Source organism: Mycobacterium asiaticum (assembly GCF_001673365.1).
Taxonomy (GTDB): domain Bacteria; phylum Actinomycetota; class Actinomycetes; order Mycobacteriales; family Mycobacteriaceae; genus Mycobacterium; species Mycobacterium asiaticum_A.
Genome location: NZ_LZLS01000012.1, coordinates 44,990 through 58,092, shown reverse-complemented (window position 1 = coordinate 58,092; position 13,103 = coordinate 44,990). Strand labels below are relative to the sequence as shown.

General features: G+C 65.4%; 16 protein-coding genes and 1 tRNA gene. 10 read left to right on the top strand and 7 right to left on the bottom strand.

What is annotated here, in order from left to right; genetic code table 11:
* Positions 1-25: 25 nt before the first annotated feature.
* Positions 26-592, bottom strand: a complete 567-nt coding sequence (locus A5634_RS01885) for a nucleotidyltransferase family protein (protein WP_065142382.1) — start codon at positions 590-592, stop codon at positions 26-28.
* An 89-nt stretch (positions 593-681) separates the two neighbouring features.
* Between A5634_RS01885 and A5634_RS01880 the strand changes: the two genes are divergently transcribed.
* The 5 genes from A5634_RS01880 to A5634_RS01860 are packed head-to-tail and all read left to right on the top strand — an operon-like array spanning position 682 to position 4,490.
* The gene (locus A5634_RS01880) at positions 682-1,398 is read left to right on the top strand and encodes a glycosyltransferase (RefSeq protein WP_065142381.1); all 717 of its coding nucleotides are present in this window, start codon (positions 682-684) and stop codon (positions 1,396-1,398) included.
* The gene (locus tag A5634_RS01875; protein ID WP_065142380.1) at positions 1,395-2,345 is read left to right on the top strand and encodes an acyl-CoA dehydrogenase family protein; all 951 of its coding nucleotides are present in this window, start codon (positions 1,395-1,397) and stop codon (positions 2,343-2,345) included. Before A5634_RS01880 ends, A5634_RS01875 begins: the two co-directional genes overlap by 4 nt.
* Complete coding sequence (locus A5634_RS01870) at positions 2,342-3,100, top strand: PIG-L deacetylase family protein (protein WP_065142379.1); 759 nt, start codon at positions 2,342-2,344, stop codon at positions 3,098-3,100. The genes A5634_RS01875 and A5634_RS01870 overlap by 4 nt, the downstream gene beginning before the upstream one ends.
* Positions 3,097-3,726 (top strand): SAM-dependent methyltransferase, encoded by a 630-nt coding sequence (locus tag A5634_RS01865; protein WP_065142378.1) that lies wholly within the window; start codon positions 3,097-3,099, stop codon positions 3,724-3,726. The genes A5634_RS01870 and A5634_RS01865 overlap by 4 nt, the downstream gene beginning before the upstream one ends.
* Positions 3,727-3,728: 2 nt before the next feature.
* Positions 3,729-4,490 (top strand): endonuclease/exonuclease/phosphatase family protein, encoded by a 762-nt coding sequence (locus A5634_RS01860; RefSeq protein ID WP_065142377.1) that lies wholly within the window; start codon positions 3,729-3,731, stop codon positions 4,488-4,490.
* Between the two features lie 18 nt (positions 4,491-4,508).
* Here A5634_RS01860 and A5634_RS28510 read toward each other — a convergent pair whose 3' ends face one another.
* Together A5634_RS28510 and A5634_RS01855 are read right to left on the bottom strand one after the other, a co-directional pair.
* Positions 4,509-4,670, bottom strand: a complete 162-nt coding sequence (locus A5634_RS28510; RefSeq protein WP_172831588.1) for a hypothetical protein — start codon at positions 4,668-4,670, stop codon at positions 4,509-4,511.
* Between the two features lie 23 nt (positions 4,671-4,693).
* Positions 4,694-5,233: a cysteine hydrolase family protein gene (locus A5634_RS01855; RefSeq protein ID WP_065142376.1), complete on the bottom strand. Its 540-nt coding sequence runs from the start codon at positions 5,231-5,233 to the stop codon at positions 4,694-4,696.
* A 108-nt stretch (positions 5,234-5,341) separates the two neighbouring features.
* On the opposite strand from A5634_RS01855, the gene A5634_RS28855 reads away from it, so the two are divergent.
* From A5634_RS28855 to A5634_RS01835, 5 genes are all read left to right on the top strand, one after another.
* Positions 5,342-5,659, top strand: coding sequence for a hypothetical protein (locus A5634_RS28855; RefSeq protein ID WP_065142375.1), 318 nt, complete (start codon positions 5,342-5,344; stop codon positions 5,657-5,659).
* 143 nt (positions 5,660-5,802) lie between these two features.
* Positions 5,803-6,102, top strand: a complete 300-nt coding sequence (locus A5634_RS01845; protein ID WP_065142374.1) for a DUF4193 domain-containing protein — start codon at positions 5,803-5,805, stop codon at positions 6,100-6,102.
* Positions 6,103-6,136: 34 nt separating this feature from the next.
* A complete protein-coding gene (locus tag A5634_RS01840) occupies positions 6,137-7,489 on the top strand; it encodes a cytochrome P450 (protein ID WP_155769305.1) in 1,353 nt (450 codons plus the stop codon).
* Between the two features lie 71 nt (positions 7,490-7,560).
* Positions 7,561-7,716: a hypothetical protein gene (locus tag A5634_RS27930; protein WP_155769304.1), complete on the top strand. Its 156-nt coding sequence runs from the start codon at positions 7,561-7,563 to the stop codon at positions 7,714-7,716.
* 142 nt (positions 7,717-7,858) lie between these two features.
* A complete protein-coding gene (locus A5634_RS01835) occupies positions 7,859-8,260 on the top strand; it encodes a hypothetical protein (RefSeq protein WP_081290130.1) in 402 nt (133 codons plus the stop codon).
* Position 8,261: 1 nt separating this feature from the next.
* Here A5634_RS01835 and A5634_RS01830 read toward each other — a convergent pair.
* The 4 genes from A5634_RS01830 to ponA2 all read right to left on the bottom strand — a co-directional run bounded on the left by A5634_RS01830 (position 8,262) and on the right by ponA2 (position 12,914).
* Positions 8,262-8,335 (bottom strand) — tRNA-Pro (locus A5634_RS01830).
* Between the two features lie 61 nt (positions 8,336-8,396).
* Positions 8,397-9,500 carry a PLP-dependent cysteine synthase family protein gene (locus A5634_RS01825; RefSeq protein ID WP_065142373.1) on the bottom strand — a complete coding sequence of 368 codons (1,104 nt, stop codon included), beginning with the start codon at positions 9,498-9,500 and terminating at the stop codon, positions 8,397-8,399.
* Positions 9,497-10,456, bottom strand: a complete 960-nt coding sequence (locus A5634_RS01820) for a metallophosphoesterase (protein ID WP_065142372.1) — start codon at positions 10,454-10,456, stop codon at positions 9,497-9,499. Before A5634_RS01820 ends, A5634_RS01825 begins: the two co-directional genes overlap by 4 nt.
* 28 nt (positions 10,457-10,484) lie before the next feature.
* Positions 10,485-12,914 carry a transglycosylase/D,D-transpeptidase PonA2 gene (gene ponA2, locus A5634_RS01815; RefSeq protein ID WP_065142371.1) on the bottom strand — a complete coding sequence of 810 codons (2,430 nt, stop codon included), beginning with the start codon at positions 12,912-12,914 and terminating at the stop codon, positions 10,485-10,487.
* Positions 12,915-13,103 lie beyond the last annotated feature (189 nt).

Below are 13,103 nucleotides of genomic sequence, written 5' to 3'. Positions count from 1 at the left end.
CTGCTGTACCCGGTGGCGACCGCTTCTACTCGCGCAGGCCCAGTCTTTCGGCCAGCACCAGGAACGCAACGGCGAAGTCGTTATCGGCGGTGGCGACGGCGATGGTGTCCCAGTCCAGCCGTTCGCGAATCGCCCGTGCGGCAGGAATGAGCCTCGCGAAATCGCAATAGTGCTCGGTCAAGGCCCGTAACCGCTGGATGAAGACCGTCGTCGGCGGCAGCACTGGCATCGTAATTGCCTGCACCACACGCTGTTCGGCGCATTCCAGCGCTGCCGGCTCCACGATCTCCCCGTTGATCCGGTGCAGTACGTCAACGACGGCCTCGCCGATGTGGGCCTTGAACAGCCAGTCCTCTGGAGGCCGTTCGATGTGAAAGCCGGCTTTGCCAAGCGTGGTGGCGGCAGTCGACACATCGGACTCGGCTACCACAAAGTCGACATCGTGGGTTGGTTCGGGCGCACCGTAGGCCCACAGCGCGTAGCTGCCGGCGAGCGCGAACGGTGGCCCGTGCTCTTTGAGCGCGGAGGCCGCGCAACGCAGAGCCTGGCGCAACTCCTCACAACTTGGACCTGGGGTCCGACTTTGACTCATAGTCGCTACGGGATACCCGGGTTCACCATCCGCAACCGAGTGGGATCGGCAACCGTTTAATCGGTGGTCAAACGGGAATTTAGCAAACTATGTCAACCGCGGAGTCGTGCCGTTACGGCCAGGTCGCCGTGGTCATCCCTGCCCACAACGAACAAGCGAATCTTCCTCTCTGCCTGCGTGCGATGGTCACTGCGGGACTGTGCGTGCCGGTGCCGGTCACGGTCGTGGTGGTGCTCGACGCCAGCAACGATGCCAGCGCGGCCTTGGCCGGCGAATTCGGACCCGACGTCCACTTCGTGCGCGTCGAGTCGCGCAACGTGGGAGCGGCGCGCGCGGCCGGTTTCGATTACGCACGAGCGTTGCACGGAGATGGCGCGAACTGCTGGTACGCCACCACCGACGCCGATAGCGCGGTGGACCCCGACTGGCTGGTGCTTCAGTTGAAGTCCCGCGCGGACATGTTCCTGGGCTTGGTGCGCGTCGCCGACTGGGGTTCGACCCGAGCAGAGATAGTCCATCGCTATCTGGCGCAGTACCACGCGCGAATCAACGGTGACCATGATCACGTGCACGGCGCCAATATGGGGTTCAGTTCGCGGGCGTACTGGCGGGTGGGCGGCTTTCGCGCACTGCCGTCCGGCGAAGACGTGGACCTGGTCAAACGCTTCGAACACGCCGGTTACCGAATCCACCGGGAAACCGCACAATCAGTCGCCACCTCGGCGAGGATCCAGGCTCGGGCGCCACACGGATTCGCAGATCACCTGAGCAAACTCGCCGAATCGGCGACGGGGGAAGTCGCATGACCGCAGGATTGGTCCAGCACTGGCTGGAAACGGGACGACTGGAATTGCCGATGCCGGCGTCAGGGCGTACAGCCGAACGCTGGCAGCGCTTGGCCCGACTGGCCGAGGAAGATATCGCCGCCGCACGCATCGCCGAAGCGCACGTCGACGCGGTGGCAATCCTGGGCGAATTGGGCGGCAAGCCTCCGGAGCCCAGTCAGTTGTGGGGGGTCTGGGCGGCCGATGCTTCAGACAGCAAATTGATCGCGGTGAACATCTCCGGTGACGAGTTCTTGCTCAACGGCACCAAGCTGTGGTGTTCGGGTGCCGGCTTCTGCTCGAACGCACTGGTCACCGCCCATTTGGAAGAAGGCGAGCGAGGGTTGTTCGCGGTAACCCTCACCGATCCCGGGGTGAAACCGCTGCCGAGTACCTGGTGGAACCCGGGGATGGCCGGCAGCGATACCCGGTCGGTCCAGTTCAGCAACGTGCGGGCGATCCTGATCGGCGAACCCGGTGATTACCTGTCCCGCCCCGGGTTCTGGCACGGCGCGATCGGCGTCGCAGCGTGCTGGTTCGGCGGCGCACGCCGCGTCGCCGACCCGCTGTACCGCTGCGCGCGCAGCGAGTCCGCGGACGCCTACGCGCTGGCCCACCTGGGTGCGGTGGATGCCGCCCTGGCCGCCGGCGACGCGATGCTTGCGAAGGCGGCCGCCCAGATCGACGCGGACCCCTTCGACCGGTCACACACCGCCCAATTGCTGGCTCGCCGAGTGCGGGCAGTGGTGGAGCACGCGGTCGACGAGGCCATCACCCGCACCGGACGGGCCCTGGGCCCCGGACCGTTATGCCAGGACGGCAAGCATGCCCAGCGGGTCGCCGACCTGAGCATCTACATCCGACAGAGCCACGCCGAGCGTGACCTAGCCGAACTCGGACAACTCGCCGGCCGGCGGCCCGACCTTTGAGGACCGTTCCGCCAACCAACGGACCTCGGTTCGCGGCTATGCCGCTGACCGAGGGGGGTACTTCGATACAAGAGTGGCTGGTCGCAGATCGCCCTCCCGTCATAGATATGAGCGAATGTGCGCGATTGGTCGTGGTCGGCGCGCATCCTGACGACGAGACCCTTGGGCTGGGTGCAACATCGGCTCAACTGGCCGCTTCGGGCGTTGCCGTGCGGGTGGTGTCGGTCAGCGACGGCGGCGCCGCCCACCCGGACGCCTCGACGGCCGAACGGATCCGGCTTCAGGCTGTCCGTCGTGGCGAATTGTTTGATGCGACAAGCGTATTGGGGGTAGACAGGCCGTTCTCGCTCGGTTTGCCCGACGGGCAGTTGAGTGAGCATGAAGACCGCCTGGTCGAGCTGCTCGTGGAGATTCTGGACGGGAGCGCACCCGGCACCTGGTGCGCGGCCACCTGGCGGGGCGACGGACACCCCGACCATGAAGCCGTCGGACGCGCGGCGGCCGCGGCGTGTGCCCGTACCGGCGTCACGCTGCTGGAATATCCAATCTGGATGTGGCACTGGGCCATTCCCGGCGATCCTGATGTGCCCTGGGAACGGGCCTGCACAGTGCCCCTGGCCGACTGGTCCGTCGCGTGCAAAAGTCGTGCCGCGCATTGCTTTCGCAGCCAGTTCGAGCCGTACGGCCCCACCGCGGTACTGCCGCCGTTCGTGCTGCACCGCTTAATGGCGTTGGGAGAGATGGTTTTTCGATGACGGCCCGACTGCCGGATGCCTATTTCGATCGGATGTATGCCGATGCCGACGACCCCTGGCACCTTTCGACCCGCTGGTACGAGCAACGCAAGTATGCGATCACGATGGCGCTGCTACCGCGCCACCGGTATCGGCACGCGTTCGAGCCCGGCTGCGCCATCGGGACGTTGACCACGCTGCTGGCCTCCCGTTGCGACCACATCACCGCCGTGGATGTCGCGCCGGCGGCCCTCCGCGCGGCCGACGCCCGGCTATGCGCCCACGGGTGCCGCGACCACGTGACGTTGTGCCGAGCCTCGCTGGACGAGCCATGGCCCGACGGACCGTTTGACCTGGTGGTGCTCAGCGAGGTGGCGTACTACCTGCGCGCCGACGCATTGAGCCAGGTGCTGCGCCGGGAGTCGGCCCGACTGCCCAGCGGTGCCACCGTAGTCGCCGCGCACTGGCGGCACCCCGTGGCCGACTATCCACTGACCGGCGACGCCGCGCACGCCGTCATCGCCGAAACGCCCGGCTTGACGCCGGTGGGCCGCTACCGCGACGACGACGTGCTTATCGACGTATTCGATACCGGCGACGGACGATCGGTCGCGGCGCAGGAAGAAGTGCCGGGAGCCACGGGCTAGCCATGCGGGTGGCAACCTTCAACATCCTGCACGGACGCACCGTCGGGGACGGGGTGGATCCACAGCGCCTGCAGGACTGCGTACGCCGGTTGGACCCGGACATCCTTGCGCTGCAGGAGGTGGACTTCGACCAGCCGCGGTCCGGTAGAGCCGATCTGACCGCAGCGGCGGCAGCAGCAATGGGCGCGGTGGAGCACCGGTTCGTCGCGGCGATCTCGGGCACTCCTGGGGCGACCTGGATTGCGGCCACCGGCCGGGAACAGCCCGGAACTGCCGCTTACGGGATCGCGCTGCTGTCCCGATATCCGGTGACCAGTTGGCAGGTGGTGCGATTGCCGCGCATCCCGGTGCGATTCCCGATGTATTTGGGGGGACCCAACAAAGTAGTGGTCGTCAACGAAGAGCCGCGGACGGCGGTGATCGCGCGCGTGCAGACCCCATTGGGTCTGATGACGGTGGCCAATACGCACTTGTCCTTCGTGCCCGGTTGGAATGTGCGCCAGCTGCGCCGGTTGGTCCGCGACTTACGCGGTCTGCCGGGGCCGCGGTTGCTGCTCGGCGACCTCAATCTTTCACCCGCACACGTGCACCGCTGGACCGGCATGCGACCGTTGGCCACAGCGCCGACGTTCCCTGCGCCCGAGCCGCACCGCCAACTCGACCACATCGTGACCGACGATCGACAACTGCGTGCGGCCGAAACCCTGGCCGAGGTGATGCCCATTTCGGACCACCGGCCGCTGGCGGTCGACCTGCATCGCTAGTTCAGGAGCTAGTTCAGTTCAGCCGTCCTGACTTCGCGCCTCCGCGCCGGTCTCACCCGCGTCGAAGTCATCGTCGGCTGCAGTGCGGCCGACGTAGTCGCCCTCGTCTTCTCGGCCTTCGCGGGAGTCGGCAACATGCTCGTCCTCAGCCACGTCGGACTCGCCCTTGCGTCGGGTCATGGTGTCGTTTCCTTTCGATGCCGTTATGGCAGGCAGCGTGCGGCGGGTAGCAGTTCTGCACCCATGTTGCGTTCCATCATCTGCAGCGCGGCTGCACCGAGTTCCTCGTCGATATGAGCGACCGCATCGGGCGGAACGACCACGTCGTAGTGCCGCAGGTAGCCGTCCAGCGCGCTGTAGAGGATGCACTGCTCGGTGACCTGACCGGCCAGCACGATGCGCTTCGTCTCGAGGCGATCCAGGAGGTAGTCCAAGGCGGTGGCGTAGAAGACGCTGTGCCGAACCTTCGTGATGACCCGGGTGCCTTCCCGCGGGACCAGCGGCTTGATCAACTCGGGCCGCTTGCCCTCGAGCGCGCTCGAAATGATGGCGTGGTGATCAGCGGTGAAGTCGCCGTGATTGTCGTTGACATAGATGAGGTCGACGTCGTCGCGGGCGTCGGCATCGCCGATGAGGCTGACCAACGGGTCGACGATGGCCGCGACGTTGTCCGCCAGTTGTTCGCCGTCGGGGTGGTCGTAGTCGTTGAACATGTCGATGACCAGCAACGCGGTGTCACTCACGCGCTTCTAATACCCGCTCTGCGGCAGATCAACAAATTGAGTAGTGCAGCAACAGTATCCCTAGGATATAGTGACCGCTATTGGTTTTCTGCTATCTCGGGAGTGAGCATGGTCTACAGCGGTGCCGACACATTCGCACAAGGATCGGCCGTGGCCAGCGACTCCGACGAGCGGGCTTTCAGCGTGCCCGGCTCGGTGGCCGCCGCTACCTGGACGGTCGGATTGATAATCGGACTGATCGCGCTGGCCACCGGACACGAACTGCTTGCCGGCGTGTCGCTGGTGCTGGCCATCATGTCGCCCTGGTTCGGCCTGGCGTGGGTCTCGCACAGTCAGCGCGCTCGCATGCGCCACGAGCGTGCGTTTGTCGCGCAAGCCGCTCCCTATTCGGGCGGTTGGCCGGCAGCGCAGACCACAGCGCGCTGAACCACGTTTACAGCGCTGCTTAGCACACGCGCAATTTCTTCCCATAGACGGGTGTGGACCGTATTCGAACGGGGTACAGCCTGAGCCAACGGGCGACCACTGGTGAGGTGCAAAGCCCGGTCACTCAGCGGGAAGGAACCGTCATGAAGACCGCCAGCGATTACGACACACGCCGCGTGACCGACGCCGACGCAGCGGATCAGTCCACTCTTCGTGAATTGGGACCGCTGCCGAAGCTGACTACCGCTGTGGTCGATGACGATCCCAACGAATCGTCCTTGTTCGAGCTGCCCGGAGCCGATTTATCCGGCGAAGAGCTGTCGGTGGTGGTAATCCCGCAGCGCTCCGACGAATTCACCTGCTCGTGCTGCTTCCTGGTGCAACACCGCAACCGGCTGCGCGTCTCCTCCGGCGGACGACACATTTGCGCCGACTGCGCTTGATACTTCTGTCCCGCCCCGGGGTGGAGGACAATCGCTGCGCGTGACCCCCGCGCCCGGATTGCCTGCCCCACACGGTTTTCGCGGTGTCTTCGCCGCAACGTACGCACTGGCCTACCTGATAGGCGGCGAGCGGCGGATGCTGCGGCTGATCCGTCGCTACGGGCCGATCATGACCATGCCCATCCTCAGCCTGGGTGACGTCGCGATCGTGTCGGACCCGGCGCTGGCCAAGCAGGTTTTCACCGCACCCACCGACGTGTTGCTCGGCGGCGAAGGCGTGGGCCCCGCGGCGGCGATCTACGGATCTGGATCGATGTTCGTCCAGGAGGAACCCGAACACCTGCGCCGGCGCAAACTCCTCACGCCGCCGTTGCACGGCGGCGCGTTGACCGGTTACGTGCCGATCATCGAAGCCGCCGCTCGGTCGGCTATGCGCGGCTGGCCCGTCGACACACCATTCGAAATGTTGTACGCCGCAAGGGCGTTGATGCTGGACGTCATCGTCAAGGTCATCTTCGGCGTCGAGGATCCCGACGAGGTCCGACGGCTGGGCCAACCGTTCGAGCGGCTCCTGAAACTCGGTGTCTCCGAACAATTGACCGTGCGGTATGCGCTGCGCGGCCTCGGAGCGTTGCGGGTGTGGCCGTCACGTGCGCGAGCCAACCGGGAGATAGACGACGTCATCATGCCGCTCATCGCCGCCCGGCGCAGCGACCCAGCCCTGAAAGAACGCCGCGACATCCTGGCGGTACTGATGTGCGCACGCGGAGAGGATGGAGAGCGACTGTCGGACAACGAGATTCGTGACGATTTGATCACCTTGATGTTGGCTGGCCACGAGACGACGGCCACCACACTTGCTTGGGCTTTCGACTTGCTACTGCATCACCCCGATGCGTTGCGGCGGGTGCGCGAGGAGGCGATCAGCGGTGCTGAGACGTTTACCAGCGCGGTGATCCACGAGACCCTGCGGGTACGTCCACCCGCCCCACTGACGGCTCGGGTGGCGGCCAAACCGTTTGCTATCGGCGGCTATTTGGTTCCGGCCGGCACGCGGATTGTCGTTCACATCGTCGCCATCAACCGCAACCCGCAAACCTATGAGCGGCCGCAGGAGTTCCGCCCCGAACGTTTCCTGGATAGCCACCCGCAAACCTATGCCTGGGTCCCGTTCGGGGGCGGCGTCAAACGCTGCCTGGGCGCGGCGTTTTCAATGCGCGAACTCGTCACCGTGCTGCACGTGCTGCTGCGTGAAGGCGAATTCGATGCCGTCGACCCCAGTCCCGAGCGGATCGTGCGCCGCTCCATCATGCTGGCGCCGCGTGGCGGCACCAAGGTGCGGTATCGGCCGCGACCAAACCAGGGATTCTCTTGTGATCCATCGTGATTGGACGCACATATACCGGGGTACCCACAATTGTCGGTTAATTAGACAGCGTTCAACAGAAGGGGCGCGACATGATCATCCTCGGGATTGTTCTCCTGCTGATCGGTTATTTCACCGGTCTTTCGATCCTCTACACAATCGGCGGCATCCTCGTGCTGGTCGGCGTGGTGTTGTGGATCTTGGGTGCGGTTGGCCGCCCAGTAGGCGGTCGAAGAGTCTGGTTCTAGCACCGCTAGGCCCTGAGTATCCGGTTGCCGCGAAATCCTCCGGGATTTCGATGCGGCAACCGGATACTCGCAGTTCTGTGTGCGGCCTGCAAGTAGTTGAAACCGATAGAAAAGGCACAGCAAATATGAGCCGTTATTGGCCATGACGGCCGATGATATGGCCGATAATTCTAGAGGCCAGTCGTATGGAAGTCCGCTGCAACGTGCCGCGCAGATCGGAGAGCGGGTCAACGAGCTTCGCCGGCGCAGAGCCGAATTGGCCGCGGGAACGGTGCCGTCGCCGGAGTCGGTAGAACTCGCCCGGCAGCGCGCTGCGGATGCGGCCAATCGGGCTGACCAAGCTCATCAGGCTGTAATTGCTCGTCACAAGGAGTTGGCTCGAATCCACGAGCTAATAGCGAACATCTATCAACGTGCCGCCATTGAAGGGGCTCTTGAAGGGGCTGACGGATCGCCTCAGGCGTTGCAGCACAAAGCCGACCAGCACTGGCAGGCCGCACACGACAGTCATCTGCAAATCATGGAAGACGAAGAGCAGTCCTGAGTCGGGGTGGCGGGATTCGAACCCACGGCCTCTTCGTCCCGAACGAAGCGCGCTACCAAGCTGCGCCACACCCCGCTTGAAGCCACGACAGCGTATCGCACCGAGCCAGCCACTTCCCAAACGGCAGGTAGAGGAATCAGTTCCACCGGCAGGACTGCTCGAATTCGACCAAAGCGCGAGTGGCTTCGCTGGGGTTGAGACCCTGCGCGGCGACCCAATCGTCGTCGAAGTACGTGTCGGCATAGCGGTCGCCGCTGTCGGCCAGCAGGGTGACCACCGAACCGCCCTGCCCTTCGGCGACCATCTCCGCGAGCAGACCGAATGCGCCCCACAGGTTGGTACCCGTCGAAGGCCCCACCCGCCGGCCCAGGACGACGCTGACGTGGCGCGCGGCGGCTATCGAGGCAGCATCGGGCACCGAGACCATCCGGTCGACCACCGACGGCAAAAACGACGGCTCGACCCGGGGTCGGCCGATGCCCTCGATCCGCGACGACGCACCCGTCGTGAGGTCGTCGCGGCCTTCGGCATATGCCGGAAAGAACGCGGAGTTCTCCGGGTCCACCACGCACAACCGCGTCGCGTGCTGTTGATAGCGGATGTAGCGGCCGATGGTCGCGCTGGTTCCCCCGGTGCCGGCGCCTACCACGATCCAGGCGGGGATGGGATGCGTCTCGGCGCACATCTGCCGGAAGATCGACTCCGCGATGTTGTTGTTGCCGCGCCAATCGGTGGCGCGCTCGGCATTGGTGAACTGATCCAGGTAGTGCCCACCGGTTTCCGCGGCGACGCGTGCCGCCTCGGCGTAGACCTCACTTGACTTTTCGACGAAATGGCAACGACCACCTTGTGATTCGATCAGCGCGACCTTGGCCACGCTGGTCGCCGCCGGCATGACCGCGACGAAGGGCAGCCCCAGCAGCGCCGCGAAGTAAGCCTCCGACACCGCCGTCGAACCCGAGGACGCCTCGACCACCGTGGTGCCCGCGTCGATCCATCCGTTGCACAGTGCGTAAAGGAACAATGACCGAGCCAATCGATGCTTGAGGCTGCCGGTGATATGGGTGGTTTCGTCCTTCAGGTACAGCGAAACACCGGCGTCCTTACCCCACGCGGAGGGCAGTGGGTAACGCAGCAAGTGGGTGTCGGCACTGCGCCGGGCGTCGGCCTCGATCAGCCGGATCGCGTTGTCGGCCCAGCCGCGGGAATGATTGCGAACCGCGACGCGAGTCCGCGTCAACGCACCGACACGGTCGGCTGGGAACGGCCGAGGTTGCTGCTTGAATCGCGGCCGCCCATCGGGGTGGCGATCAGCGTCAACAAGGTGGCCTCGGGCCGGCAGCAGAACCGGACCGGTGCGAACGGCGAGGTGCCGATGCCGGCAGAGACGTGCAACCGCGTGTTGGCGCCCCACTGGGAAGCACCCTTGGCGCGGGAGCGGTCCAGGCCGCAGTTCGTCACGATCGCGCCGTAGAAGGGCAGGCAAAGCTGCCCGCCGTGGGTGTGGCCGGCCATGATCAATTGGTAGCCGTCGGCCGCGTAGCGGTCCAGCACGCGCGGCTCCGGCGAATGCACCAACCCCAGTCGCAAGTTGGCCGCAGGACTGGCCGGACCGGCGATCGTGTCGTAACGGTCGCGGTCGATGTGTGGGTCGTCCACGCCGGCGGCAGCGACATGCAGGCCGGCCACCTCGAACTCACGCCGGGTGTGGGTCATGTCCAACCAACCGCGCTCGGTGAACGCCGCCCGCAGGTCCTGCCAGGGCAGCGGCTCACCCTTGATGCGGTGGCCGGGGTTGGTCAGGTAGTTCATCGGGTTCTTCAGCCGCGGGCCGAAATAGTCGTTGCTGCCGAACACAAAGACACCCGGCCGCGACAGCAGGTCGCCCAGGGACTGCACCACCGCGGGAACCGCCTTGGGATGCGCCAGGTTATCGCCGGTGTTGACCACCAGGTCGGGCTCCCAGCTGGCCAGCTCGCGCAGCCAAGCCTGCTTACGCCGCTGGTTCGGCGTCATATGCAAGTCACTGATGTGCAGCACCCGCAGCGGCGTAGAACCCGGGCTCAGGACGGGCATCGTCACCTCGCGCAGCACGAACGCGTTGCGCTCGACAACCGCGGCGTAGCCGATCCCGGCAACGGCGGAACCGAGCGCGGCGGCACCAGTACGTAATACGACGGGCAGTACATCAGCCATGCCAGGCAGTTTACTGCGCGTACCAGGCTTACGGAGGCGGTGCGGCCGGTGGTGGAGGCGCCAGCAGCGGAATTGTGATCGGCGGCAAACCGGGAATCTCGACCACCTGCGACCCGACTACCTCCGGTGGCAGACCAGCGTCCGGCGGGGGCGGAGGTGGCGGCGGGATGCCGTTGCTGATTTGAATCGTCACGATCGAACCCGGGATCGTCTGGCCGCTTGGTGAGGTGCCGACGACCTCTCCGTACTTGGCGCTGCTGTTGACCGAGTTGGGCTGGTCGGCGACCTGGAAACCGGCGTCCCGAAGGCGCTGGCGGGCCTGGTCGACGTCCAGACCGGCCACGCTGGGCACCCGCCCGGCGGGCGAACCCTCCACGTACCGCGGGTCGGTGGGCGGCAGGTGCACGTCGCCGAAGTTGTTCGCGATCGGTTGAAGTGCGGTGAACCACGTGCGGGCGGGCTCGTTGCCGCCGTACAGGTCGCCGCTACCGCAGTGCCGCAGCGGTGCCGAACACAGGTCCGTTGGCGAGGGGGAGTCGTCATAGATGTAATTGGCCGCCGCATAGCGGTTAGTGAAACCCACGAAGCCGGAGGACCGGTGTGCCTCTGTGGTACCGGTCTTGCCCGACACCGGAAGGTTCCAGCCGGCCGCTCCGGCCGAACCGGCCGCGGTGCCGCTGCCCACCGCGTCCTTGCTCATGGCGTTGGCAAGAGTGTTGGCCAGACCCTCCGGGACCACCTGCTCGCAGGTTTCGGTCGTGACGGCGACCTCGTTGCCGTTGCGGTCGATCAGCTTGTCGATCGGGTTGGGCGGGCACCACATCCCACCGGATGCCAGCGTGGCCGCGACATTTGACAGCTCCAGCGCATTGACCTCGATGGGGCCGAGGGTGAATGAGCCGATGTTCTGCCGCTTGACGAAGTCGGCCAGGCTTTCGTTGCTATCGGGGTTGTAATCGCGCGCGGTGCCGGGATTGGCGTAGGACCGCAGACCCAACTTGATGGCCATGTCGACCGCCCGCGACACCCCGATCTGCGAGATCAGCTTGGCGAACGCCGTGTTGGGCGACGTGGCCAGCGCGTCGGTCACGTTCATCGAACCCCGGTAATTTCCGGCGTTGACCACGCACCAAGTGTCCTTCGGGCAGCCTTTGGCGCCGCCGCTGCCCAGGCCTTTGGCCTGGAACCGCGGTGGTACGTCCAGGTTGGCGTTGATGCCCATGCCCATGTCCATGGCAGCAGCGGTGGTGAAGAGCTTGAAGATCGACCCGGCACCGTCGCCGACCAGGGAGAACGGCTGGGGCCGCATGGTTTCGCCGGCCTCGGTATCCAGCCCGTACTTACGGTTGCTGGCCATCGCCACAACTTTGTGTGATGTCTTCCCGGGCAGGATCACGCTCATGACGCTGGAGATGCCGGACAGTGTCGGGGGAGCGAACTTATCGATTGCCGCCTTCACCGGAATCTGCACGTCGGGATCCAGCGTGGTGCGGATCAGGTAGCCGCCCCGGGCGACCTGTTCCTTACTGATACCGGCGCGCGACAGGTACTCCTGGACGTAGTCGCAGAAGAAGGCCCGGTCACCGGCCGCGATGCAGCCGCGTGGCAGCTCGTTGGGCTGCGGCAGGATCCCCAACGGCTGGGCCTTCGCCGCGCGCAGCGCATCAGCCTCGGCGGGGATGTTCTCGATCATGGTGTCCAGCACCAGGTTTCGCCGGGCCAGCGCGCCCTCGGGATTGGTGTAGGGGTTCAACGCGCTGGTCGACTGCACCATGCCCGCCAGCAGCGCGGCCTGCTGCCAGTTCAGGTCGATTGCGTTGACGCCGAAGTAGGTCTGCGCGGCGTCTTGGATACCGAACGAGTTGTTGCCGAACGACACCAGGTTCAGGTAGCGGGTCAGAATCTCGGGCTTGGTGAAGGTCTTGTCCAGCGTGAGCGCCATCCGGATCTCGCGCAGCTTGCGCGCCGGCGTGGTTTCCACCGCCGCGCGCTTCTCCGCGTCGGTCTGGGCGGTGACCAGCAGCTGGTAGTTCTTGACGTACTGCTGCTCGATGGTCGAGCCACCTCGGGTGTCGACATCCCCGGAGGCGTAACCGGCCAGACCGGTCAATGTGCCTTTCCAGTCCACCCCGTTGTGGTCGGCGAACCGCTTGTCCTCGATGGAGACGATCGCCAGTTTCATAGTGTTGGCGATCTTGTCGGAGGGAACCTCGAAGCGACGCTGGGAATACAGCCACGCGATCGTGTTGCCCTTCGCGTCGACCATCGTCGACACCGCGGGGACCTGTCCCTCCAGCAGCTGCGCCGAGCCGTTGGCCACCACCTCTGAGGCGCGGTTGGACATCAGGCCGATGCCGCCGGCGAACGGGAACATAAGGGCGGTGGCCACGACGCTGGCGAGCACACAGAAGCCGGCAAGCTTCAGCAGGGTGAGTGCTACCGGGGGACGCTCGGGCATGCGTACTACAGTAACCACCCCTCGTATTGCCGCCGAGCCGCGCGTTCTAGAAAAAATTCTTTGGCAGGTGTAGAACAGCTTTGCCTTCGACGGGCCGACCCGCGATTGGCGCGATGCTACTGGTCAGAGGCCTCGAAACAGACAAGCGAGGCGCATATCCCCCGGCCGCTTGCCGCAAGGCGGGACGCA